This is a genomic window from Cupriavidus campinensis (assembly GCF_905397395.1).
GTDB lineage: Bacteria > Pseudomonadota > Gammaproteobacteria > Burkholderiales > Burkholderiaceae > Cupriavidus > Cupriavidus campinensis.
The window spans coordinates 35,219-57,798 of sequence record NZ_CAJPVH010000037.1 but is presented as its reverse complement, the minus strand read 5'-3'; the positions used below and the strand labels follow the sequence as shown (position 1 = coordinate 57,798).

The following is a 22,580-nucleotide window of genomic DNA, read 5'->3' as shown; positions in this document are numbered from 1 at the left end:
CGATGAGCAAGCCGCACGCCGGGGCGAGCTCGAGGCGGCGCTGGCGACCGCCCAGGAGCGCGCCACGGCGGGCGAGCGCACCCACACCGAGGCGATCGCCACCACCCAGGCGCGCTACGAGGCGCTGTCGAAGCAGCTCCTGCAGGAAACCGCGCACCAGCGCGACGCGGTGCGGGCCGAGCGCGCGCAACTGGCCTCCCAACTCAAATTCGCCGAGCGGCGCATCGCCGCGCTGGAAGACGAGCGCGCACGACTCGACGCCGACCTGGCCAGCGAGCGGGCCGCGCGCCAGACCGCCGCGGGCGAGGCGAGCGCACTCAAGGCCGTCACCGCCAGCCAGCGCGCCCAGCTCGACGAGCTGCTGCGTGCGACCCTGGCCGCGGCGCCACCAGCGGCCAAGACGCGCGTGCCCAGATCGACGGGCAAGGCGGCCGCCAAGCGGACCGCCCAGTCATGAAGCCGGCCGACTGGATCGATACGGGCGCGGTGCCGCCGCGCCCACTGCCGGCCACCGTCGCGGCGGCCCTCGCCTACCTGGCGGAGGCACTCGGGCACCCGGTCTACGCGCACTGGACGCTGGCGCGCGTCAAGCGCCGCTATGGCTCGCTGGCCGACGCCAAGGCCGCGCAGCCGACCGTGCTCAAGCTGCTGCTGGCGCACGATGGGGCAGTCGAATACTGGGAGCGCGGGCGCCTGCGCACGGTGACGGCGGATCTGGCGCCCCGCCCGGAGACGGTCCTCGCGCGGCTGCTGCACACGCACCGGCGCCGCATCCGGTCCACCGCCGCCTTAGCGAGCGAAGCAACGGTGCCGACCGCCGCGGAAGCGAGGGGAGCTGTCGCGGCGAACCCGTGGCTGGCCGCTTACGGCCCTGCTGACCACGCGTGGCTCACGCGCGCCGGCCGCTTCGCCCAGCCGCACGCGGCGGCCAACACGCTCGGCGCCGCCGACGATGCACAGGCGCTGGCGCTCTTCCTGCGCGACCGAACCGGGCGCTCGCCCCACACGTTGCGCGCCTATGGCGCCGAACTGCGCCGCCTGATGCGCTGGTGCGGCGCGCACGAGCTTGGGCCGCTCTCGGACCTCACGCGCCAGCGGTTGCTCGGCTACCGGCACGCGCTGCAGCACGGGGAGACCGGCAGGGAGGACGCCGCGCCGCCCTTGTCAGAAGCGACCCGCACGCGCGCGCTGGCGGTGGTGGCAAGCCTCTACGGCTACTGGTACGACACCGGCTACTTGCATGCCAATCCGGCCGCGGGCCTGTCCGCCGGCAGCCGCACCCGGGCCGGCTTCGCGCCGACGCGGCTGATCCCGCCAGCGCTGCTGGCCGCGTGCGATGCCTGGCTTGAGGCGCCGGAGTTTGCCGCCGCCAACACGACCAACACGCTGGCGGCGCAGCGGCGGCGCGCGATTTGGGCGCTGTATCGTTACGCCGGCGTGCGCCTGGCGGAACTGGCCTGGTCGACAGAGATCGCACTGCCCCGCCTGGAGGCCGAGGCGCCCGGGCGGTGGACGCTCTATGTCTGCGGCAAGGGGCGCAAGGCACGGGCCATTCCGCTGCCGGTGCCGTGCGTGACGGTATTGCGCGCCTACCGACAAGCACGCGGCCTGCCGTCCGAGCCGCCGGCGCACGAGGCGCTGCCTGTAATCCACGGCAACAAGGGCGAAGCGCTACAGTCGGCAGGCCTGTACCGGGAGGTCAAGGCGATCTTTGCGGCCGTGGCCGATGGTCTGCAGGCGCGCGAGCCGGCGCAGGCGCTCTTACTGCGCGCGGCCTCCCCGCACTGGCTGCGCCATGCCTATGCGCGCACACTGGTGGTCGACCACCAGGTGCCGCTGCCGGCCGCCCAGGCGCTGCTCGGCCACGCCTCGGTGCAGACCACGGCGGCCTATGCCAGGACCGACCTGACGCAGTTGCGGGCCTTTGTCGATGCCACGTTTGCGGATGATGGGCCGTAGCGACAGCGCGCGTTGCCTTGTCGCATCGCCACGGCGCGGGTCGCCAGTCCCAGCAACAGCAAAGCTGGGGCGGTCAGCTCGATTGACACCGCCAGGCAGGCCGCAGACTCCGAGGGCACCAGCGGCACCCGGTAGTCCTCGCGGAACAGGTCGAGGGCGGCATTCCAATTGGCCAGCTTGGCGATCGCCGAGTTCCAGAAGGTTGGCTTTTTCTCAGCCCGCACAGCACGACAGTTGCGTGACATCCTTGGCAGCCCTACATGTCCATGCCGTCCATCGATCCTGCCGCGAATGGAAGGTAGTCGCAAAAAGTCCGCCACATTTGGGCCAAATCGCTGACTTTGAAATGGTCGACGAACAAAGCTTCGCGCCTGACAGGGGCTCACACCCTCGCGGTACGTTGCGATCGCAAGTTATAGGTCACGCTGGCAACGATGATGAGGAGAATAGCCACTTGCGCGGCAATGGTTTGCACAGAGGGGTAAACGCCCAAGACATCGATACGCGGCATAGAGAGCGGCGTCACTTGCAACAGGCCAACTTTCTGCAGTGCCGCCACGCCCTTGCCAATCAGGACCACGGCAAGCACGCCAACCAAGGCGGAGCTGAACGCGAAAAATTGTCGAATCGGCAAACGCGCCGTCGATCGCAGGAGCAGAAACGCAATCACTGCCAGCACAGCAATACCGCAACCGAGTCCCGCGAGCATGTAGGCACCGTTGCCATCGGACCACAGGGCCGCGTAGAAGAGCACGGTCTCAAATACTTCCCGGTAGACCGTGACGAACGATAGCAGGAAGAGCATAAACGCCGATTTCCTGTTCAATGCCGACGACAGCTTTTCCTTCACGTACGATTGCCAGCGTCCCGCCAGACTCTTCTGGTGCATCCACATGCCGACGCCGAGTAGGACGACCGCCGCGAAGACCGCGGAGAAGCCTTCGGTCATTTCGCGACTAGCGCCGCTCAGATCAACGACGTAGGTAGCTACCGCCCACGTCAATCCACCGGCTCCCAGCGCAGTGACCCAACCCGCGTGAACGTAGGGAAGGACGTCAGTGCGATTGGCCTTCTTGAGGAACGCCAGCATGGCTACGACTACCAACAGCGCTTCAAGCCCTTCACGAAGCAGGATCGTAAAGGCGCCAAGGAAGGTCGAGAATGCGTCATTGGCGCCTGCGAGCGCTTCCTGCGCCTCGTCCAGCCTTGACTGCAGTTGCGCTGCGATGTCATGCGCGCGCTCTGCCTGGCCATTCGCGACGGCATTTCGATAGAGTCCCATCGTCTTCTCGATGTCCAGGAAGAGAGCCTGGTTCTTGGCAGCCAACGCAGGCTCAACTGGTTCGAACCCATCAAGATATGCGGACAAAGCCAGTTGCGATGCGGCCCGCGTGTCTCCCTTGTCAAGCGCAGTGACACTTTCCTTCAGCTTTTCCTTGGCGATTGAGAGACTATCGGTGGTCGATGCGGCCAGTACGTCCGGTGAGCTTCGCAGGTATGCAAGACCATCACGAGAGGTCTGTGCACCCACGAATTTAGCAAGTGCCGCCTCCGAGGTCTGGCTAAGCTTGTCGAGCGTGGGAACCGCCGCGCGCAGCCCCGGTTCAGCAGTCCAAAGCTTGGCGCCCGCCTGGCGGTCAGTATCTGAATAAGACAGCGTCGAAGCAAAATAGGCCAGAGCCCATCGGTCGTCTTCGGAGAGATGGGCAAAGCCCGGCATCGATGTTCCCTCCACGCCGCGCGTGATGATCTGTTGCAAGGCAAAGACGCTGCGTTCCTGCGCGCGCGCGTGGTCGGCCAGCGCAATCGGGGGCGGGTTGAGTTTCGCTGCGAGGGGGCCGTCCGCGTTACCGGATACGCCGTGGCAGGACGCACAATGGCTTTGATAGAGCTTCGCCCCGTTCTGCAAATCAGGCGCCTTGCTTGGTGCCATAGGAACCGGATAGGCTGTGAGGACGCCGCTGGCCAACTTCCGAGCCAGTTCGGCGACAGTTTCTGGCGAGGCCTTCGCTGCGATGGACAAACGCAATGCGCCAGCTTCCTTGCCTAGTTGTTCGGAGGCGGGTCCTGGCGGCAATTCGCCTAGCTGTCGCGCGACCGTCTGCGCGAACTCTTGCATCTCGGCATATTCAGCCTCATTGGTGATGCGGCCATCGTTGACTGAACCGCCATAGTCAACGGCAAGGTAGTCCAGCAATTGCCAGACTTGCTTGGCCTTGTCTTGCGTGGATAGAGGCTCGGCCAAAGCCGTCGAGACGGATAGCGCCAAGGAGACTAGAACGAGGGAGAGGATGCGCAGGGCTTGCATGAGGAACACGCCGGGCGGGCGGCAGTTTTCGCGGACAAATGCGAATGATTGTAATTCATATCGTTTGCGCGAGCGACCCATCTTGGTGATGGAAGTATGGGGAATCGCGCTTGACTCTATAGCCGCTAGAGGGCGTAGAAATAACAACGTTAGTCAATACTGGCGACCTACTTTGAGTCAGCGCAACACAAACCGATGGGGACTTCCGGCGGATTGCTCGTATGGGGTCGAGCCAAGTGCAGCCGCGTGCAAGATGCGGGAGGGTGCAATGCGCTTACGTGAGGTGCGCACAACTTCGGGCGACCCTCCGCCTCGGCTTTCAGGCGTTCGCACGATTGCGAACAATAGAACCCAACGCTCCCATATCGCGAGTCCTTACCGTATGGTGGGATGCGAGGGGCGGAGGATGGTGATCCGATGAGTTGGGCACTTGTTCTCTACGACTGGAGCGGCTGGAATCGAGAGATCTTCCTACTGGTCAATGAAGGCACGCCGGCAATGTTCTTGCCTTTGGCCAAGCTGTTTAGCTACCTATTGGGCAACTATTGGACCGCGCCTGTTGTCATGGGAGGCTTTTGGGTCTGGTCAAGAACAACCTCGGATGTAGATCGTTCGTTGGAGCTACAGGCTCACTTGGCACGATTTGTAGTCGCATTCGGTATGGCATTTGCTGTAGTTGGAGCATCAAAGTTTCTCTTCGATTTCCCGCGGCCGGCTGCCGTGTTCGGTCACCTGTGGCATTCAATCGGTTCAATTGAGACGCACTACAGTCTTCCGAGTGGACATTCCACGTACGCCGCTCTGGTTGCTGGTGGGTTATGGCCAATGGTCCGCGCCCACTGGCGACCGGCTCTACTTACCTATGTCGCGCTAGTCGGCTGGTCACGTTTGGCCACAGGGATGCACTTCCCGGCGGACGTCTTGGCGGGCTGGTTAGTAGCGCTCGGCAGTTTGGCTCTTTCGAGCCGGTTATTGAAGGGGGCTGCTTAACGTACCAAGGATCGTCGTGCCGGGGTAACAGGCGAGGAGTGCAACCATGCCATGGAGTCTGCAACAACGTCGCATCGTACGCGATTCGATGCTTGCCTGCTTAGTTTGCGCGGTAGTTCTTGGCGCGGGTTATATCTGGCTTCCCCCCGCTCTGTTCGGCCTCGATGGACAGCTTGGTATTGGCGACCGTGTCGCGTTTGCGCTCAAGGCCGATCTCCCTGTTTTCCTATGGTTAGCAGATTGCGTGAGAGCCGTAAGCAAGGGACGCTTTTTATCGCAAGCCGATATCCAGGGCTCGGCGTTTTCGCGTCCTAGTCCCGCTATTGAGCTGCGCGTGGCGGTGCTACAGAACTCGCTCGAACAGACCGTACTGGCGGTAGGCGCGCATTTGATTCTTGCGACAGTGCTGTATGGCGCCGAACTTAGGCTGATGCCGATTCTGGTGAGCTTGTATCTGCTCGGTCGTATCACGTTCGCGGTTGGCTATGCGCGGCATCCTACCGGTCGGCTTTTGGGATGGCGATGACTGGGATTTCGACCGTTGTGGTGCCTACACGCTTGCGGTGGCTCTCATTCTCTCGGGGCGCTGAAGGAGGGGGGCCGTTTCATCGGACAGATCAGGCCCCTGCCTCGCGTTCGACCGTGGCATGCATGCCGTAACGGATTTGGTAGACGGTATTGCACCTCCAGCCGGCGGTTCATCAGGTCAAAGTCGAGTCGTTCTATCCCCTCCACCTTGCCCAGGCGCTTGCGAATCAGGGCTTCCTCGGTGGGGCAGTCCATGTTGGTGATCAGGAACTGCGTGGTGTTGCCCGTGGCTGCAGGGACGAGCGAGATGGCAGTGCCGCAGGGACCTCAGCCGGCCTCGATGGAATGAACCCAGCATTGCACCATGTCAGACAAAGTGGATGATGCTTCTATGCCTTGAAGGGTCACATCGCGTGAGTGAACATGAATTACCTACAGAGCGGGGCCAAGCATCTCCGCGCAGCCTGCTGCGACCTCCCATGAAGGTTTCCTACTTGCTGCTGGCGTCCAGCGCTTTCATGACGTCTTCAGTGATGTCAATGCGCGGATTCACATAGACTGCCTGTATGACAAGGTCGTACCCGCGCTGCTCGGCAAGCTGGCGAATCGCCTGCTGGGCGCGCTCTTGCACCCGTGCCAGTTTGAATCGCCCCGGTTTTCGCGGAGGCTGTTTGGTTAAAGTAAAACGGCCTCGTCGGCGGTTTGCCGAGTTGGTTGTAGTAGTTTGCCTCAGCCTCGGCGGGCGGGATATAGCCGATGGATGAGTGCAGGCGCTTATGGTTGAACCAAGCGACCCATTCCAGTGTTGCCAGTTCGACGGATTCCCTGGTTTTCCAAGGCGCGCGGCGATGGATCAGCTCGGCCTTGTACAAGCCATTGATCGTCTCGGCCAAGGCGTTGTCGTAACTGTCGCCACGGCTGCCGACCGACGGCTCGATGCCGGCTTCGGCCAGGCGTTCGCTATAGCGGATGCTGACGTACTGCGATCCCCTATCGGAGTGGTGGGTCAGAGAACCGTCGTTGCCAGGCTGGCGAGCGTATAGGGCCTGCTCCAGCGCATCGAGCACGAAGTCCGTCGTCATGGATTTGCTCACGCGCCAGCCGACGATGCGCCTGGCGTAGACGTCGACGACGAAGGCCACGTACAGCCAACCCTGCCATGTCGAGACGTAGGTGAAGTCCGAGACCCAGAGCTGATTGGGACGGTCGGCCCGGAACTGCCGGTTGACGCGATCCACCGGGCGACTGGCGGCGTCGTCAGCGATGGTCGTTCGCAGCCGCTTGCCGCGCCGCACACCTTGCAGTCCCTGGGCGCGCATCAATCGCTCGACCGTGCAGCGGGCAACCGTCACGCCCTCGCGGTTCAGTTGCCGCCAGACCTTGTCGGCGCCGTAGACGCGATGGTTCTCCTGCCACACTCGCTGGACTTGCGGCATGAGCCGTTCATCACGACGCGCACGGTCGCTGCGCCGTGACGGATCACGCAGCCGTGCGGCATGGCGCCGATAGGCCGACGAGGCAACCTGCAACACCTTGCAGATCGGCTCGACCCCGTAAACCTCCCGGTGCCGGTCGATGTAGGTGTTTACGACTTCAGCTTGCGGTCGAGCTCCGCCTGCGCGAAAAAAGCGCTGGCAGTGCGCAGGATGTCGTTGGCGCGGCGCAGCTCTCGGTTCTCCCGCTCCAACTCCTTGATGCGTTCTCGCTCGCTGGTGGTGACGCCTTCGCGCTGTCCGCTGTCGACTTCGTGGCGCTTGACCCAGGTCAGCAGCGTCTGCGCCGAGCAGCCGATCTTGGGCGCGATGGACTCGACCGCCACCCACAGCGACGGGTACTCGCCGCGCGACTCCTGCACCAGGCGCACGGCGCGCTCGCGCACTTCCGGGGAAAACTTGTTTGCGTTGTTCTTGCTCATGGCTCGCATTCTCTCAAGAGTGAGAGCCTCCGCAAAACCCGGGGCGATTCAGTTCCTCGTTGCGGCGCTGTTGCAAGTCCTCTCGGAATCCACGCTGCTTGCGCTGGAATTCGTGGGTCAGCTCGGCCACTTCGTGCTGGCGGCGCTGATGGTCAAGATCTGTGAGCACGGCCGCTTCCTTCTCGAGCTTGTCAGCCAAGGCCCTGGTCTTCCGGTCCATGTCCTGCAGTTCACGGTCGCGCGTGGAAAACTCCTGTGCAAGCCTGTTGTGGGCCTGCTTGGCTGGCAACGAGTCCGGCAGAATAAGTTCGGAATTGACTACGGCAATGCGCGCTGGCTGCGCTAGCACCGGTCCTACCGCGCACAGCATGGCGGCGGACAGCGCCGCCGCTATCAGAGTTTTCGGATGTGGGGTTGGCGTTTGCATGAGCGACGGAGCCGTACCTTTTGTGAGTGTATGGCGGTTACCGGTTACTTCTCGGAGTGGCGTTTGGCATGCAGAAATTCATGGGCTCGAGTGTAGTGAAATCGAAGATGTTGCAGCACATTGGATCGGTCGGCTTGGATCCCGCGCTCGGCAGGTTATAGAGCAGTGCCGAGGCATGCCCCAATGATATGGCCGGTCGCCTTTAGCCCAGCGCCTCTCATTGGCAGCCTGTCAGCTGATATGTCGGTGCGATTTGACACCATGTAGTGGCTACAGGGTCAAGACAAGGCTGCACGCATATATGCCGCCTGCTACGAACAAAGCACCCGCGCCGCACTTCAGGAGAAAAGTTCGGCAAACGCGTAGCGTTTTCCTTGACCCTATGGCAGCTACACAGTGCTAGATGAAGCACTAGAAGGGGCTAGCCCAAACTGGCGTGGACCTTGTTGGCTGGTCGCGTCTGGTCGCAGGCATGCATTTCCCGGCAGACGTTTTGGCGGCTTGGGAGGCGCACTTGGGAGTCTGTGCCTTTCTGCGGGGCTATGGCAGAGGCTGCCTTGCGCGTCGGGAACGCTTCCGCCTGCGCTGTTTGGGGTGGCGCACATGCCGCTTAGCGCCGGCGACAGGAAAGCGTTCGCTGAAGGCGGATCTGCCTGTAGTCCTTCGTGGGATCCGCGTCCCTACTCTTCTCCCAACAGCTGTGGTGTCTGATGGGCTGTTTTCGTAAGGCCCTCCAGAATGCCGCAGTCCTTGGCCTCTCGCGACAGACCGCATTGACTGCGCAATTGCTTCAGGTCACGTTCCAATGCCATCAACTCTTGTATGCGGCGCGCCACGTGTCGAATGTGGCCTTCTAGCAGGACGTTGACCTCTCCACAGTCCTCGTGGGGCGCATCCTTGAGACGCAGCAAGGACCGAATCTCGTTCAGGGTCATGTCCAACGAGCGGCAATGGCGGATGAACGCCAACCGCTCAAGGTGCTGGGAAGCGTAGAGTCGGTAGTTTCCAGAGGAACGAGCCGGCGCCGGCAGTAAGCCTTCATGCTCGTAGAAGCGAATAGTCTCCACCGTGGTGCCGGCGGTTTGAGCAAGTTTGCCGATCTTCATGCTTTTCCCCTTTGTTGGGCTCCTGTCTGACGCCCTCCATGCCGGATGGTGTCGACAAATTCAAGTCCGTGCAGTGTGAATGGAGGTTTGGACTGTGCCGTACAGACAATCCGAGCGCCACGCAGCGGCGCTGGCCGGACTCCGAATGTGGACACGAAGGTGCGCGTCAGGTGCGCGCTGTCGGCGAAGCCGGCGAGATGAGCAGCCTCGGTGAGCGTACAACCATCGGAGAGGGTGCGCACCGCACGCTGCAGGCGCAACCAACGCACGTACGCCCGGAACGACAGTCCGCTCGCCTCCGCGAACCAATGCATGAAACGGGAGGACGACAGGCCTACGGCGTCGGCGGCATGTGCGACATGCACGGGTCCCTCCAGCGACGTTTCCAGCCACTGGAGGACCGCAGCCCAACGCGAAGCCTCCGTGGCAGGTTGTGACACATTCGCTGTTTCAGACGGCATTGCGCCTCGCAGCCAGCGGTCCAGCTCATGTTCCAGCATATCCGCCTGCACGGGGCTCGGCGCCATCGTGGCTGCGGGCCGACGGCCAGTAGGGCAAACGCTGTGCATGGTCGGGTCGAGAAACACCATGCGCACCGGGCCGGCCGCTACGAGACGATGCGGCACCCCGGCCGCAAGAAAATGTCCCGGGGCCTGCAATCCGCCCCAGGCCCCTTCGAGGAGCAACATCCCCTGTTTGCTCCATGCCAACTGAGCTGCTTGATGTCGGTGCAACCGACCGGCCTCTATCGGTCCGATGTAAATGGCCCAGCCGCGGCCGATGGTCAGCAGCGGCTGCCTGTCGGATGCTTCGTGTTCATCCGCGGGCTGGGCGTGCCTGCATTCTGCCGAAGAGCTCATGGAACACGATCAAGGCAGCACCGAGTGTGATGCCGATGTCAGCCACATTGAAGGCCGGCCAATGGTACGAACCCCAATGAAGATCGATCCAGTCGACCACCGCTCCGCGTGCGACCCGGTCGATCATATTGGCCAACGCGCCGCCCAAGATCAGTCCGTAGCTGATCCGCTCGGTATCGGTGGTACCAGTACGCCGAATCATGTACACAAGGAACGCGGAGGCCGCCAAGGCAATTCCAATGAAAAAATATCGCTGCCAGCCCCCCGCGCCGTGCAGAAAACTGAAGGCGGCACCTCGGTTCAGCACATGCACGACGTTGAGGACGGGCAGCCAGTCGAGGCTTGCACCGTAGTCGACCCAGGCCACGATGGCTACTTTCGTCCCGATATCCATCGCCACGATAAGGGCCGCCAATACGAAACCCAGGCCAATGCTGCGATCAGCCCGCATGGTGGTCACTCTCAGTGGAGGGGCTGGTCCCCAGCAGGCGCAGTCCGTTGAACACCACGGCCAGGCTTGCGCCCATGTCGGCAAGAATCGCGAGCCACAGGCTGGCATGGCCGGTGAAGGCCAGCACCATGAAGACCGCCTTGGTACCGATCGCGAAGGCGATGTTTGCCTTCAGCACGCCACCCACCCGGCGCGACAGCTTGATGAACTCAGGCAGCTTGCGCAGGTCGTCCTGCATCAGCGCCACGTCGGCGGTCTCGATCGCGGTGTCGGTGCCAGCAGCGCCCATCGCAAAGCCGATGTTCGATTTGGCCAGCGCGGGCGCATCGTTGACGCCATCCCCGACCATGCCTACCGGCGCCTTCGCGCCAAGCTCTGCGATCGCAGCCAACTTGTCGTGCGGCAGCAGGTCGCCGCGCGCGTCGGTGATGCCCACCTGGGCGGCCACCGCTTCCGCGGTCTTGCGGTTGTCGCCGGTAAGCATCACCGGCTCTACGCCCAACTGCTTGAGCGCCGCTACCGCACGCTTGCTGCTGTCCCGGACCGTGTCGGCAACTGCCAGGACACCCAGTGCCTGCTTATCGGTGGCAAGCACCACTGCTGTCTTGGCCTGCGCTTCCAGGCTCTCCAGCAGCTTGCGGACCTGCTCGCTGGCCACGCCAAGCTCATTTGCCAGGCGGTGGTTGCCGACGTAGTAGGTCTGGCCGTCGATGTCGCCCTTGACGCCACGGCCAGCCAGAGCCTCGAAGCGTTGCACTGAGGCGTGCGGCTTGTCGCCGTAGGCGTTGACGATAGCTGTGGCCACTGGATGTTCGGACAACGCATCCAGGCTGGCGGCAATGCGCAGCACTTCCGTCTCCGAGAGCGCGCCCGTCGGTACCGTATCGGTCAGCGCCGGGCGGCCGTGCGTAAGGGTGCCAGTCTTGTCCAGTGCCACCGCGCGCAGCAGACGCCCTTGCTCCAGGTACAGGCCACCCTTGACGAGGATGCCACGCCGCGCGGCCGCAGCCAGGCCGCTGACGACCGTCACCGGTGTCGAGATCACCAGGGCGCAGGGACAAGCAATCACCAGCATCACCAGCGCCTTGTAGACCCATTCGAACCAAGGCGCCCCAAAGAACAGCGGCGGGATCACGGCAATGGCGATCGCCAGCGCAAAGACAGAGGGGGTATAGACGCTCGCGAAACGATCAACGAAACGCTGCGTCGGCGCGCGCTGGCCTTGGGCTTCCTGGACCGAGCGCGCGATACGGTCGAGCGTGGTCTCTCCCTTGCGCGAGTGCACTTCGAATTCCAATGTGCCGCGCTCATTGATCGTGCCCGCGAACACCGTGTCGCCGGGGTTCTTTTCCACGGGCATGCTTTCGCCGGTGATGGGCGCCTGGTTGATGGCTGATGCGCCCGACACCACGACCCCATCCAAGGCGATACGTTCGCCGGGACGAACGCGCACGACGGCTCCAAGCGGCACTGTCTCGGCCTTGACCTCTTGCCAGCGACCGTCGTCCTGGCGGACGAGTGCGGTTTCCGGCGCCAGGTCCATCAGCTTGCGAATCGCGTTGCGCGCCCGGTCCAGGCTTAGCGCTTCGATCATCTCCGCGATGGCGAACAGCCAGATCACCACGGCGGCTTCCGGCCACTGGCCGATCAAAGCGGCACCGATGACGGCAATCGTCATCAGGAGGTTCATGTTCAGTGACAGCGTGCGCAGCGCGATCCAGCCTTTCTTCAGGGTCTCGATACCGCCCAACGCAATGGCCGCCAGCGACGCGGCCACCACCGGCCATGCCGATTCACCCATCCCGGCGAATGTGAGGACTTCCGCGCCAACCGCCAGCACGCCGGCGGCCCCCATGCGCAGCCACTCCGCCTTCGAAATGCCGGTGCCAAAGTCCCTCGTGACTGCGGGGGCAGGCCGACTATGGTCGCGCAGCACCGGCTGCATGCCAAGTCGCTCAATGGCCGCTGTGATTGGCACCTCGTCCTTCAGCGAATGGCTGACGGTCAGGGTCCGGCTCATCAGGTTGAACTGCAGGCTGCTGACACCCGGCATGCCTTCCAACGCCTTGCGCAGCAGCGCCTCTTCGGTCGGGCAGTCCATCTTTTCGATCAAGTAGGTGGCTCGTCCCTTGGAACTTGCCCCTGCCTCGCGCTCGACCGTGGCATGCATGCCGATCTCGCGCAGTGCGCCGAGGACCGGTGCCGGATCGGGCAGGCGGTGTTGCACCTCCAGTCGGCGATTCATCAGGTCGAAGTCGAGGCGTTCGATGCCCTCCACCTTGCCTAGGCGCTTGCGGATCAAAGCTTCCTCGGTGGGGCAGTCCATGTTTGTGATCAGGAACTGCGTGGTATTGCCCGTGGCTGCAGGGACGAAGGAGACGGGGGGCGTGCCGCAGGGACCGCAGGCAGTCTCCGTTGTCGCTGCGCAATTCGCGCCCGGAGGAGTTGTGTCTTCGCCCAGCCTTGCCTGCATGCCGATCGATTGCAACGCCGTCAGCAGGGGTTCCACCGAGGACAAGGTGTGGACGACAGACAGCTGGCGTGCGGGTAGGTCGAACTCGAGCGACCGGACGCCGGCCAACGGCTCCAGCCGCGCGCGGATCGCCGCCTCTTCGGAGCGGCAATCCATGTTTGGAATCGTGAATGTGTCTTTTGACTCTTCTAACGCAGCGCTCTGGCTGCCGGCGCAGGATCCAGCGCACGCGGATCCGCAAGCGGCGTTGCCCGCGGCTTCGCCGTCGTCCTCCATCGATGCTTGCATGCCGATCTCATGGAGGGCCTCCAGCAACGGCCCCGGGTTCGGTAGCCCATGCCGGACGGTGAGGCGGCGCTGGGGAAGGTCGAACGAAAGGGACTCTACCGCTGGCAATTTGGCAAGCCGTGCACGGATTGCCGCTTCTTCGTTGCGGCAATCCATGTTGGGAATGCGGAAGACGGATGTCGCGCCGTTCAGGTCCTCCGCCTTCTTCCTTTCTTGAGTTGATCTCGCATCACTTTCGGCATGGGCTTGGTCGAGTTTCATCATTCGCCTCTTTCTGTATATGTCAGAATTTCACACCCTAAAGTAGATACAGAGTCAAGGGCTCTGCCTCCTGGTCGGAGGTTAAGTTGCCTCGGAACGGGCCTTTTCCTCATGTTCTGTCGCGTCAACCAGGATTTCACGACCTCCGTTAGCGGCGATCGCAGATACCACCAGACCCAGAACCAGGTCTGGCAGGTTGGAGCCCGACCACATCACGAGCGCTCCGGACAACACAATGGCCAGATTCACAATCGAGTCGTTGCTGGTGAATATGGCGGAAGCCTTGAAGTTGACGTCTTCCCCGCGGTGGCGTTTCAGTAAGCGCAAGCAAATAATGTTCAGCGCCGCATTGATCGCTGCCATGACCATCATCGCCGGCCCCAATGGCGCCTCGCCGCCAAAGAACCGGCGCAGGACTTCCACGCATAGCATCAGGGCCAGCCCAATCAAAAGCCACCCCGATAGCCGCGCTGCCCGCACCTTGATGGCTCGCGATCGGCCGACGGCGTACAGGCTGACGCCATACACCAACGCGTCGGCAAGGTTGTCCAGAGCCGCACCAAGCACCGCCGTGGACGCCGCCCAAAGGCCCACGCCCATACCTGCCAGACATTGGCTGACATTAATCAGTAGTACCAGCCACAGAATCCGGCGGTCGGCCGCCTGACTCGCGTCGAGGTCAAGGCGTTCTTTGTCGGGGAAGTGGTCGTTCATGCAACTCCTTTGTTAACCCGCCTGTTTCCACAGAAGATCTGAGTAATTTCACACCCCGTACCTGCTATAGAGTCAAGACGTCGCCCGCACACAGCATGTTTATTCAAGCTAGCTGTCTGTCGCTTGGAGAAACTGGAGGAAATTGAACTCTGGAGTCGCAATGACAGCGCGTTCTGTGGTGCGGTACGGCGCCTATCCGACCATCATGGCCCTGGTAATCACAGGGGTTTCGGTCGCCCCATCCCACGGCACGCCGCTGGCTTGGCTGGCGTTGTGGGCCGCCGCCGGGCTATTTCTTGTTGCTTGGCTGGAGCGCATTGTCCCGTTCGATGCACGGTGGCAAAAGCGGGATCTCGACTTTCCGGCGGATGTCGCCCATGCCGTTGTGAATTTGGCCGTGATGCACGGTGCCGTGCTGGGGTTCGTGGTGCTGCGGGAAGGAACGGGTTGGCCCAAGCTATGGTGGCCTGCGGAATGGCCATACTTGTTGCAGGTATTACTCGCAGGGGCGCCACTGGACCTGTCGCTGTATGCCGTCCATCGGCTCAGCCACCACTACGGCTTTCTGTGGCGGCTGCACAGCATTCATCATTCGTCGCGGCGGCTCTACTGGCTAAACGGGGAACGCCGCCACCCGCTGCATGCAGCCCTGATGGCGGGTCCGGGCTTACTGGTCCTGGGCATACTAGGCGCGCCGGCCGAGGTAGTGGCCGGCTGGTTCGCAATCCTGGCGGTCCATCTGGCATTCCAGCATGCCAACCTGGACTATAGCCTGGGGCCGGTGCGGTATATGTTAGGCGTGGCAGAACTCCATCGCTGGCACCATCGGGAGCGCTTCGCGGACGCGCAGGTCAATTTCGGGGAGTTCTGGCTGGTATGGGACCACCTCTTCGGTACCTTCTATCAACCGCAGGCGCCACTGGGCGCAATCGGCATCGAAGGCGACCCGGTGCCGCACCGCTACGGCGAGCAACTGATTTATCCGTTTGAACGACCGGATCCGCAAGTTCGTCTGGCCACCGAAGACGTCTCGCAGGGCCGCGATGCTGATGTCTAAAGCCGCTCTCGTTGGTGAAACCGGCTCGCAAGCTGCATCCAGCATGAATGCTCAGGTGGGATCTGACAGGACTATTTGCGCCGTCTTGAAGTTATGCGACGTCGCGTGGACGAACCTGATCTGTCATTCTCGAGGCCGCGCTTGATGCGCATCTGGCGACGAAAATGCCAGGCAAGCGAACCTGTAGCACACACCGTGAACGCCACGGCAAACACGATGACAACGATGACTTCACGTGGCAGGTCGAAGGGTGGGCGGCTCACTGTGGCCGAACGTTCATGGAAAGCGGTTTCGATCCCGACGACGCCATTCGGAGGTCTACCGAAGCGGCGTGACGGAGGATTTTGGCCATGGCAGGCGGCACACTGCCCCGATGCGAGCGGTGGTGCCGCCTGAGTTTTACTTGCGCTGCATGTCCACGACTGTCGGCTTGCCGTCGACCGTGTCGAATACGGCGGTAACCGCATCACCTTCCTTGAAGTCCTTCAACGAAGCGCGATCCTTGACCGGGAACGCCATGGTCATGGCGGACATGCCGAGATTTTCGATCGGGCCGTGCTTGAGGGTAACTTTCCCTGCCTTCGCATCGATCTTCTTTACCTCTGCCGCAACCGGGTGGGGGGCCTGCTTCGTTTCGGCTGACGGCTTCATGTCCATGCCCTTCATATCCATGCCGTCCATCGACCCTGCCGCGAACGCAGCCGGTGTGGCAGCGAGAGCAGCCATGATGGCAAGAGTTTTGACGTATTTCATTGTGATTCCTCCGGGAGTGAGGGGTGGGTGGAAAGTGAGACAGATTCGGCCTGCCGTCTGCGTATCAGCAAGTACACCGCCGGCACAACAAACAGGGAAAGCAATGGCGCGGTGACCATGCCGCCAACCATCGGAGCCGCAATGCGCTGCATGACCTCCGAGCCGGTGCCATGCGACCACATGATGGGAATCAGGCCGGCAAGAATGACAGCGACGGTCATGGCCTTGGGGCGGACCCGCAGCACTGCCCCTTCCTGAATGGCGTCCAGCAATGCGGACACGCTGGTTTCGCCTCGGCCCTCGCGTTCGCTCCAGGCTTGCTTCAGGTAGAGCAGCATGATGACGCCGAACTCGGCTGCCACGCCGGCAAGGGCGATAAAGCCGACAACCCCCGCTACCGAAAGGTTGTAGCCCAGCAAGTAAAGCAGCCAGAATCCGCCGATGAGCGCCAGCGGCAGCGTGCCCATGATCAGTAGCGCTTCATCGAGACGGCCGAACACCAGGTACAGCAACACGAAGATGATCAGCAGCGTGAACGGCACCACCACCTTCAGCTTCGCGGTGGCCCGCTCCAGATACTCGAACTGACCCGACCAACTGAGGGAATAGCCCGCTGGCATCGGGACCGCCTTGGCCACGGCGGCCTGCATGTCCTGGACGGCCGAACGCAGGTCACGTCCGCGAATATCGACGTACACCCAGCCCGACAGGCGGGCGTTTTCGCTGCGCAGCATCGGCGGTCCTTGCACCACCTGGAGGCGCGCCACGTCGGACAGCGTGATATGCTGGCCACGGTCGGTGACAATGGGCAGGCTGCGCAGTTGTTCCACCGAGTCGCGGTAGTCCCGTGGATAACGCACATTGATCGGAAAGCGCGCCAGCCCGTCGACCACTTCCCCGACGTTGTCGCCACCGATGGCCGAGGACACGATGCTCTGGACATCCTCGATGTTGAGCCCATATCGCCCGGCGGCCATCCGGTCTATGTCGACATCGACGTAGCGCCCGCCGGACAGGCGTTCGGCGAGTGCAGAGGTGACGCCCGGCACCGCCTTGACAGCATCCTCGATCCTCGTGGCCAGTCGGTCAATTTCCTTCAGGTCGGTGCCCGCCACCTTAATGCCGACCGGGCTCTTGATGCCGGTGGCGAGCATGTCGATGCGGTTGCGGATCGGCGGCACCCAGATATTGGACAGGCCGGGCACCTTCACCACGCGGTCGAGCTCCTCCACCAGCTTGTCCGTCGTCATGCCGGAACGCCACTGGTCGCGCGGCTTGAACTGGATGGTGGTTTCGAACATCTCGATGGGCGCCGGGTCGGTCGCCGTGTCGGCGCGGCCGGCCTTGCCAAACACGGTGGCTACCTCGGGAACGGTCTTGATTAGGCGGTCGGTCTGCTGCAGCAACTGCGCTGCCTTGCCGGTGGACAGCCCCGGGAGCGCCGACGGCATGTAGAGTAGGTCACCCTCATCGAGAGGCGGCATGAACTCGCCGCCAATTCGCATGATCGGCCAGGCGGTCGCGACGAGCAGAATTGCCGCGATCGCTACAGTGGTCTTCGGGTAGGTGAGCACCTTGGCCAACACTGGCTGATAGGCGCGAATCAGCCACCGACTGAGGGGATTGGACTGCTCCGTGGGGATCCTGCCACGGATCATGTAGCCCATCAGGACCGGCACCAGGGTGACGGAGAGGCCCGCCGCCGCGGCCATGGAGTAGGTCTTGGTAAAGGCCAGCGGCGAAAACAGTCGGCCCTCCTGCGCCTCCAGCGTGAACACCGGAATGAATGACAGCGTGATGATCAGCAGCGAGAAGAACAGCGCCGGTCCAACCTCAGCCGCCGACTCGCCGATCACGCTCCAGCGTTCATGGCCGGTGAGATCCAGGCCGGGCTTATCCGCATGCCAATGCTCGAGATGCTTGTGCGCGTTCTCGATCATGACGACCGCGGCATCGACCATGGCGCCGATGGCAATGGCGATGCCGCCCAGCGACATGATGTTGGCATTGACACCCTGGTATCGCATGACCAGAAACGCGGCCAGCACACCCAGCGGCAATGAAACGATGGCAACCAGCGCGGAGCGCAGGTGGAACAGGAAAACCAGGCAGACCACCGCGACGACGATAAACTCTTCGATCAGCTTGTGGGTCAGGTTTTCCACCGCCCGGTTGATCAGGGCGGAGCGATCGTACGTGGTGACGATCTGGACGCCTGCCGGCAGGCTCTTCTGCAGCGTGGCGAGTTTGGCTTTGACCGCTTCGATGGTTTCCAGCGCGTTCTTGCCCGAGCGCATCACGATGACACCGCCGGCGACCTCTCCCTGGCCGTCGAGCTCGGCGATGCCGCGCCGCATCTCGGGACCAAGCTGGACGGTGGCGACATCGCCCAGCCGCACCGGGATGCCGGCGTCGCTGGTCACCAGCGGGATCTGCCGGAAATCATCGAGCGTCTTCAGGTAGCCGCTGGCCCGGACCATGTACTCCGCCTCGCCCAATTCCAGCACCGAGCCGCCGGTTTCCTGGTTGGCGCCCTTGAGCGCCGTAAGCACCTTGCCCTGCGACAGGTTGTAGGCGCGTAGCCGGTCCGGCATCAGGACGACCTGGAACTGCTTCACCATGCCGCCGAGGGACGCGACCTCGGCAACATTGGGCAGCGATTTCAGCTCGAAGCGCAAGAACCAGTCCTGGAGCGCACGCAGTTGACTGAGGTCGTGCTGGCCGGTCTTGTCCACCAGCGTGTACTCGTAGATCCAGCCGACGCCGGTGGCGTCCGGCCCCAGCGCCGGCTTGGCGGCGCCGGGCAGGCGGGATTGCACCTGGTTCAGATATTCCAGCACGCGGGAGCGCGCCCAATACAGGTCGGTGCCGTCCTCGAATAGCACATAGACAAACGAGTCACCGAAGAACGAGTAGCCGCGTACGGTCTTGGCGCCCGGGACCGACAGCATGGTCGTGGTCAGTGGATAGGTGACCTGGTTCTCGACAATCTGTGGCGCCTGGCCGGGAAACGGCGTGCGGATGATCACTTGCACATCGGACAAGTCCGGCAACGCGTCGAGCGGCGTGCTGCGCACGGCCCACAGTCCCCAGGCGGTCAGCATGACCGTGACCAGCAGGACCAGGAAACGGTTGCGGATGGAAGCAAGAATGAGCCGGGCGATCATGGCTTGGCCCCCTGGGTGGTGCCGGCCGGCTCGACTGCGGACAGGATCGCCAGGCCATCCTTGTCCAGGTGGAAGCGGAACCGGATGCGGTCGCCGGTCTTGAGCCCCTTCGGCAGGCCGGCAGGCGGCGCGGCGAAATCCATGGTCATCGCGCCCCACTGTGCCGAGGGAATCGGCCCGTGCGAGATGGTCAGGCCTTCGCGCGTCACGGCCTCGATGCGCCCGACGCCCTCGTGCTCGGGCGCAGCCGCAGCCGGCGCGGAAGCCGCTGTCGTGGCGCTCATGCGTTCGGCCGTGCCACGCAAGCTGGCTTCCGAATCGATGAGGAACTGCCCGGAGGTGACCACTTTCTGCCCCGCTTTCAGCCCGTCCAGCACCTCGACCATGCCGGCGGCCTCGCGCCCGGTCTTGACTTCGGTTGCCACAAAGCCGGCCTTGCCCGCATCGACCATGACGATGCTGCGCTGGCCGGTGCGGATGACGGACTCCAGCGGAATCATCAGCAATTCCTTCTGATCACCGCTGTCAAACCGGACCGTCACGAACATCCCCGGCAACAGGTGCCTGCCCTTGTTGGGCAGGACAATGCGCACCTTGATGGTTCGCGTGGCCGGATTGACATCGGGCAGGACGGTATCGACCTTGCCAACGATTGACTCGGTTGCGCCGGTCGGCGACACCTTGACCGCCCGGCCCGGAGCGATGGCGTGGGCTTGTCCCTCCGGTACCTCGGCAATCACCCAGACCTGGCTCAGGTCGGCCAGGCGAAACAGGGTCATGCCAGGAGACACAGTCATGCCCTCCCGGACCGCAACCTCTGTCACAAGGCCGTCGACGGGGCTCACAATGCCAAGAGTAGGCTGGAGCTTGCCGGATGATTCGACGGTGCTGACCTGGCCGGGGGTCATGCCAGCCTGCAGCATGCGGGCCTTGGCCGCGCTGCGCAGGTCGGATTGGCCACCCGCGGCCATGCGGGACACGGCAAGATATTCCTCTTGCGCGGCCACCCAATCGGGCGAGTACAGCGTCACCAGTGCTTGGCCGCGCCGGACCGGGTCGAGGGTCGCTTTGACCGCTACGTGCTGGACGAAGGCATTCGTCCGCGCCTGGATCACCTGGACACTGCGCTCGTCAATGGCGACATTGCCAGGTGCCTCGAGCACGGCGCTCATCCGGCTCGCCTTGACCTCAGTCGTGCGGATGCCCAAATTCTGCGCGACACGGCTGTCGACCGTGACGCCGCTGCCTCCGCTGCCTCCGGCATCCCCATCCGCATAAACGGGCACGAGCTGCATGTCCATGAAAGGGGACTTGCCTGGCTTGTCGAAACGCTGGCCGGGTACCATCGGATCGTGCCAGTACAGGATCTTCTTGCCAGTGTTCGGATCGGTGTCGCCTGCTTTGAGCGCAGACGCCGCGCCTGGCGCGGCCGTCTGCGCAGATTGTGTGCCGCGCATGACGCCGAGGTGGTAGGCGCCATAGAGGGCGGCACCGATGACAACGACGCCGGCGACCGCGGCAATGACTGGTTTCTTCATTTGCGTTCCTTGGTGGCTGGCTCGGTCTGCGCGGTAGGCAGCGGGATCAGGAAGGTCAAGTCGGCCCACAGCTTTGCCGTCCTGGCCTCCAGCGTCAGCCGCTCCACCGCTGTGTCGATGGCGCGATGGTTGGCCTCGGCGACGGCAAGCAGCGATCCGGTATTGGCCCGGTATGCCGTGAGCGCTGCCTCCGCCTGCTGATTGGCGAGCGGTAAGGTCTTCTCGTCGTAGCGTTGGAGCCGCTCAAGGTTGCGCTGCAGCTCGGCAAGTTTGGCGCCTACCATGGCCTGGGTATTGCGCCGGATGATTTCGGACTTGGCACGCGCTTCATTGGCCTGTGCCAGCCGGGCAGCGACGTCGCGGTCTTGGCGATTGCCCCGGTCCCAGGGCACCGGGAAGCTGACGTTGATCGACCCCATGTTGGAGAAGGCTGGGCCGCGCTGGCTGTACATCAGCTCGACCGTCACATCTGGTGTCCTGGCCTCCGTTGCCACCTGGATCTCCGACTCGGCCAGGGCCACGTCGCGCCGTGCCGCCGCGATCTCGGGAACCGCGTCGAATTCGTCTTTCGCCAGTTGCTGAATGCTCTGGGGTACGTCGAGCGGCGGGCGCTGCGACAGTGTGCGGTTAGCCGCAGGCCCGACCCAGCGCTGCAGATTAAGCATGGCGGTGGCTACGGCGGCCCGGTTTTCGTCGAGGCGGTCATGCAGCTTCTGGACTTCCAGCTCCATCGCCAAGACATCCGCACGCGTGCCACGCCCGCTGCGATAGGCGGCGGTCGCCGCCTGGAGCGCCAGGTCCAGGGGATGGCCGTGATGGCCTAGCAGGACACCGGTCTGCTCGGCATACCACCGATCGAGCCAGGCACCGACGGCATTCCGTTGCACGTTGGCCAGTCCGACCGCGCGCTGCGCCTCGGCGGCAGTCGCCTCGGCTTCAAAGCGCGCCGCCTTGGCGCGGCGCTTGTCCGAGCGCGTGAATTCCTGCATCACGCTGATGGACCGCATGGTCATGAAATCCCGCGTGAGCGAGAACTGGTCCGGCCCGGTCACGGGGACGTTGTTGAGTCCAAGTTTGAGCACCGGGTCCGGCAATTGGCCGGCGGAAACCGCCATTTGCACGGCTGCCTCGACGGCGCCTCGCGAGGATTCGGCATCGCCGGCGTGAGTGGTCGCGAGCGCGACGGTCTCCTCGAGGGAAAGAGAAGGGGCAGATTGCGCAGCCGCGGCATGCGACACCGCCATGCTGAAGGCAGGCGCGCAAAGCAGCGCCAGCGTCAGGCGACGAGGAAAAAGCATAAAGCCTCCGTGAACGACGACAGCTACCCGAGTCTAGCTGGGCAGCACCGAATGGGCGTCGATCTGGAGGCTACGTTTGAAAACTGCAGTGAAGGATGTTCAGGGGCGGCGGGCCGCGCGCCTCGACCTCGGCGCGCAGCGCGATGCGAACCTCGGCCGTGACCACGCGCGTGGGTTCCACGACGCTCTTCAGCACTGGCAGGAAGGCCGGAAGCTGCGGTGAAACATGGTCCGCGCTCTTGGAATCTGCCTGGCAGTGCGCCAGGCAGAGCGCACTCTGGTCAGTGCCTTGGTCGCTACCGCCAGCCGCCATATCGGCACAGGATTCGGTCATTGCCGCCGTCGTGCCGCTGCCTTCCACCTGATAGCGGCTACCGGTACAGGCGTACGCGGCCGCTGCCAGTTGGACTGTCAGAAACACAACGAGAAGGAGGCCGGCGAACCAGGGATGCCGGCGGACCGAGTGACGCAAGAGTTCTTTGCGGTG

Annotated in this window: 16 protein-coding genes, 5 pseudogenes and 1 other annotated feature; of the genes and pseudogenes, 5 read left to right on the top strand and 16 right to left on the bottom strand. The window is 63.3% G+C overall.

The features are described 5' to 3' along the window. Positions 1-457: pseudogene (locus KHO18_RS19185) on the top strand (DNA-binding protein); the annotation flags it as partial. Next, on the top strand, positions 454-1,959 hold the full coding sequence (locus KHO18_RS19180; protein ID WP_004635319.1) for a tyrosine-type recombinase/integrase: 1,506 nt from the start codon (positions 454-456) through the stop codon (positions 1,957-1,959). The pseudogene KHO18_RS19185 and the gene KHO18_RS19180, both read left to right, overlap by 4 nt. 23 nt (positions 1,960-1,982) lie before the next feature. On the opposite strand, the pseudogene KHO18_RS28520 reads toward KHO18_RS19180, so the two are convergent. Both KHO18_RS28520 and KHO18_RS19170 read right to left on the bottom strand, forming a co-directional pair. Further along, positions 1,983-2,159, bottom strand: a pseudogene (locus tag KHO18_RS28520) (DoxX family membrane protein); the annotation flags it as partial. A 182-nt stretch (positions 2,160-2,341) separates the two neighbouring features. Next, the gene (locus tag KHO18_RS19170) at positions 2,342-4,267 is read right to left on the bottom strand and encodes a cytochrome c/FTR1 family iron permease (RefSeq protein ID WP_053823089.1); all 1,926 of its coding nucleotides are present in this window, start codon (positions 4,265-4,267) and stop codon (positions 2,342-2,344) included. Between the two features lie 417 nt (positions 4,268-4,684). On the opposite strand from KHO18_RS19170, the gene KHO18_RS19165 reads away from it, so the two are divergent. Further along, positions 4,685-5,257, top strand: coding sequence for a phosphatase PAP2 family protein (locus KHO18_RS19165; protein ID WP_115737191.1), 573 nt, complete (start codon positions 4,685-4,687; stop codon positions 5,255-5,257). Positions 5,258-5,303: 46 nt separating this feature from the next. Then, positions 5,304-5,783, top strand: coding sequence for an MAPEG family protein (locus tag KHO18_RS19160; protein WP_115737192.1), 480 nt, complete (start codon positions 5,304-5,306; stop codon positions 5,781-5,783). A 44-nt stretch (positions 5,784-5,827) separates the two neighbouring features. Here the strand turns inward: KHO18_RS19160 and KHO18_RS28750 are convergent, their stop codons facing one another. The 9 genes and pseudogenes from KHO18_RS28750 to KHO18_RS19115 form a co-directional block, all read right to left on the bottom strand. Continuing rightward, positions 5,828-6,049 (bottom strand): heavy-metal-associated domain-containing protein, encoded by a 222-nt coding sequence (locus KHO18_RS28750; RefSeq protein WP_336510614.1) that lies wholly within the window; start codon positions 6,047-6,049, stop codon positions 5,828-5,830. Between the two features lie 226 nt (positions 6,050-6,275). After that, positions 6,276-6,428: pseudogene (locus KHO18_RS19150) on the bottom strand (OmpH family outer membrane protein); the annotation flags it as partial. 32 nt (positions 6,429-6,460) lie between these two features. Further along, positions 6,461-7,709, bottom strand: a pseudogene (locus KHO18_RS19145) (IS3-like element ISRme15 family transposase). Continuing rightward, positions 7,300-7,416: a sequence feature (AL1L pseudoknot), on the bottom strand. (Overlaps the previous pseudogene by 117 nt.) Positions 7,710-7,749: 40 nt before the next feature. Then, positions 7,750-8,127, bottom strand: a pseudogene (locus KHO18_RS19140) (OmpH family outer membrane protein); the annotation flags it as partial. Between the two features lie 680 nt (positions 8,128-8,807). Continuing rightward, positions 8,808-9,233, bottom strand: coding sequence for a Cd(II)/Pb(II)-responsive transcriptional regulator (cadR, locus tag KHO18_RS19135; RefSeq protein ID WP_053821795.1), 426 nt, complete (start codon positions 9,231-9,233; stop codon positions 8,808-8,810). Continuing rightward, positions 9,230-10,093, bottom strand: a complete 864-nt coding sequence (locus tag KHO18_RS19130; protein WP_082371465.1) for a helix-turn-helix transcriptional regulator — start codon at positions 10,091-10,093, stop codon at positions 9,230-9,232. The genes cadR and KHO18_RS19130 overlap by 4 nt, the downstream gene beginning before the upstream one ends. After that, positions 10,050-10,544 carry a signal peptidase II gene (lspA, locus tag KHO18_RS19125; RefSeq protein WP_053821794.1) on the bottom strand — a complete coding sequence of 165 codons (495 nt, stop codon included), beginning with the start codon at positions 10,542-10,544 and terminating at the stop codon, positions 10,050-10,052. Before lspA ends, KHO18_RS19130 begins: the two co-directional genes overlap by 44 nt. Continuing rightward, a complete protein-coding gene (locus KHO18_RS19120) occupies positions 10,534-13,569 on the bottom strand; it encodes a heavy metal translocating P-type ATPase (RefSeq protein WP_170265910.1) in 3,036 nt (1,011 codons plus the stop codon). The genes lspA and KHO18_RS19120 overlap by 11 nt, the downstream gene beginning before the upstream one ends. Positions 13,570-13,647: 78 nt before the next feature. Further along, the gene (locus tag KHO18_RS19115) at positions 13,648-14,280 is read right to left on the bottom strand and encodes a cation transporter (RefSeq protein ID WP_053821792.1); all 633 of its coding nucleotides are present in this window, start codon (positions 14,278-14,280) and stop codon (positions 13,648-13,650) included. A 160-nt stretch (positions 14,281-14,440) separates the two neighbouring features. Between KHO18_RS19115 and KHO18_RS19110 the strand changes: the two genes are divergently transcribed. Then, positions 14,441-15,337 (top strand): sterol desaturase family protein, encoded by an 897-nt coding sequence (locus KHO18_RS19110; protein WP_082371464.1) that lies wholly within the window; start codon positions 14,441-14,443, stop codon positions 15,335-15,337. A 399-nt stretch (positions 15,338-15,736) separates the two neighbouring features. On the opposite strand, the gene KHO18_RS19105 is transcribed toward KHO18_RS19110, so the two are convergent. From KHO18_RS19105 to KHO18_RS19085, 5 genes are all read right to left on the bottom strand, one after another. After that, the gene (locus KHO18_RS19105) at positions 15,737-16,090 is read right to left on the bottom strand and encodes a copper-binding protein (RefSeq protein ID WP_053821791.1); all 354 of its coding nucleotides are present in this window, start codon (positions 16,088-16,090) and stop codon (positions 15,737-15,739) included. Continuing rightward, positions 16,087-19,257, bottom strand: a complete 3,171-nt coding sequence (locus KHO18_RS19100; protein ID WP_062799358.1) for an efflux RND transporter permease subunit — start codon at positions 19,255-19,257, stop codon at positions 16,087-16,089. The genes KHO18_RS19105 and KHO18_RS19100 overlap by 4 nt, the downstream gene beginning before the upstream one ends. Then, positions 19,254-20,795: an efflux RND transporter periplasmic adaptor subunit gene (locus KHO18_RS19095; RefSeq protein WP_062799361.1), complete on the bottom strand. Its 1,542-nt coding sequence runs from the start codon at positions 20,793-20,795 to the stop codon at positions 19,254-19,256. Before KHO18_RS19095 ends, KHO18_RS19100 begins: the two co-directional genes overlap by 4 nt. Beyond that, positions 20,792-22,093, bottom strand: coding sequence for a TolC family protein (locus KHO18_RS19090; protein WP_062799363.1), 1,302 nt, complete (start codon positions 22,091-22,093; stop codon positions 20,792-20,794). The genes KHO18_RS19095 and KHO18_RS19090 overlap by 4 nt, the downstream gene beginning before the upstream one ends. A gap of 70 nt (positions 22,094-22,163) precedes the next feature. Further along, a complete protein-coding gene (locus KHO18_RS19085) occupies positions 22,164-22,565 on the bottom strand; it encodes a hypothetical protein (protein WP_062799365.1) in 402 nt (133 codons plus the stop codon). Positions 22,566-22,580: the final 15 nt, after the last annotated feature.

Excerpts from the sequence above, each read along its gene's own strand:
- KHO18_RS19105 (WP_053821791.1), bottom strand. The coding sequence starts at position 16,090 with ATGAAATACGTCAAAACTCTTGCCATCATGGCTGCTCTCGCTGCCACA.
- KHO18_RS19110 (WP_082371464.1), top strand. The coding sequence starts at position 14,441 with ATGACAGCGCGTTCTGTGGTGCGGTACGGCGCCTATCCGACCATCATG.
- KHO18_RS19165 (WP_115737191.1), top strand. The coding sequence starts at position 4,685 with ATGAGTTGGGCACTTGTTCTCTACGACTGGAGCGGCTGGAATCGAGAG.
- KHO18_RS19095 (WP_062799361.1), bottom strand. The coding sequence starts at position 20,795 with ATGAAGAAACCAGTCATTGCCGCGGTCGCCGGCGTCGTTGTCATCGGT.
- KHO18_RS19090 (WP_062799363.1), bottom strand. The coding sequence starts at position 22,093 with ATGCTTTTTCCTCGTCGCCTGACGCTGGCGCTGCTTTGCGCGCCTGCC.
- lspA (WP_053821794.1), bottom strand. The coding sequence starts at position 10,544 with ATGCGGGCTGATCGCAGCATTGGCCTGGGTTTCGTATTGGCGGCCCTT.
- KHO18_RS19160 (WP_115737192.1), top strand. The coding sequence starts at position 5,304 with ATGCCATGGAGTCTGCAACAACGTCGCATCGTACGCGATTCGATGCTT.
- KHO18_RS19120 (WP_170265910.1), bottom strand. The coding sequence starts at position 13,569 with ATGATGAAACTCGACCAAGCCCATGCCGAAAGTGATGCGAGATCAACT.
- KHO18_RS19170 (WP_053823089.1), bottom strand. The coding sequence starts at position 4,267 with ATGCAAGCCCTGCGCATCCTCTCCCTCGTTCTAGTCTCCTTGGCGCTA.
- KHO18_RS19130 (WP_082371465.1), bottom strand. The coding sequence starts at position 10,093 with ATGAGCTCTTCGGCAGAATGCAGGCACGCCCAGCCCGCGGATGAACAC.
- KHO18_RS19115 (WP_053821792.1), bottom strand. The coding sequence starts at position 14,280 with ATGAACGACCACTTCCCCGACAAAGAACGCCTTGACCTCGACGCGAGT.
- KHO18_RS19100 (WP_062799358.1), bottom strand. The coding sequence starts at position 19,257 with ATGATCGCCCGGCTCATTCTTGCTTCCATCCGCAACCGTTTCCTGGTC.
- KHO18_RS19180 (WP_004635319.1), top strand. The coding sequence starts at position 454 with ATGAAGCCGGCCGACTGGATCGATACGGGCGCGGTGCCGCCGCGCCCA.
- cadR (WP_053821795.1), bottom strand. The coding sequence starts at position 9,233 with ATGAAGATCGGCAAACTTGCTCAAACCGCCGGCACCACGGTGGAGACT.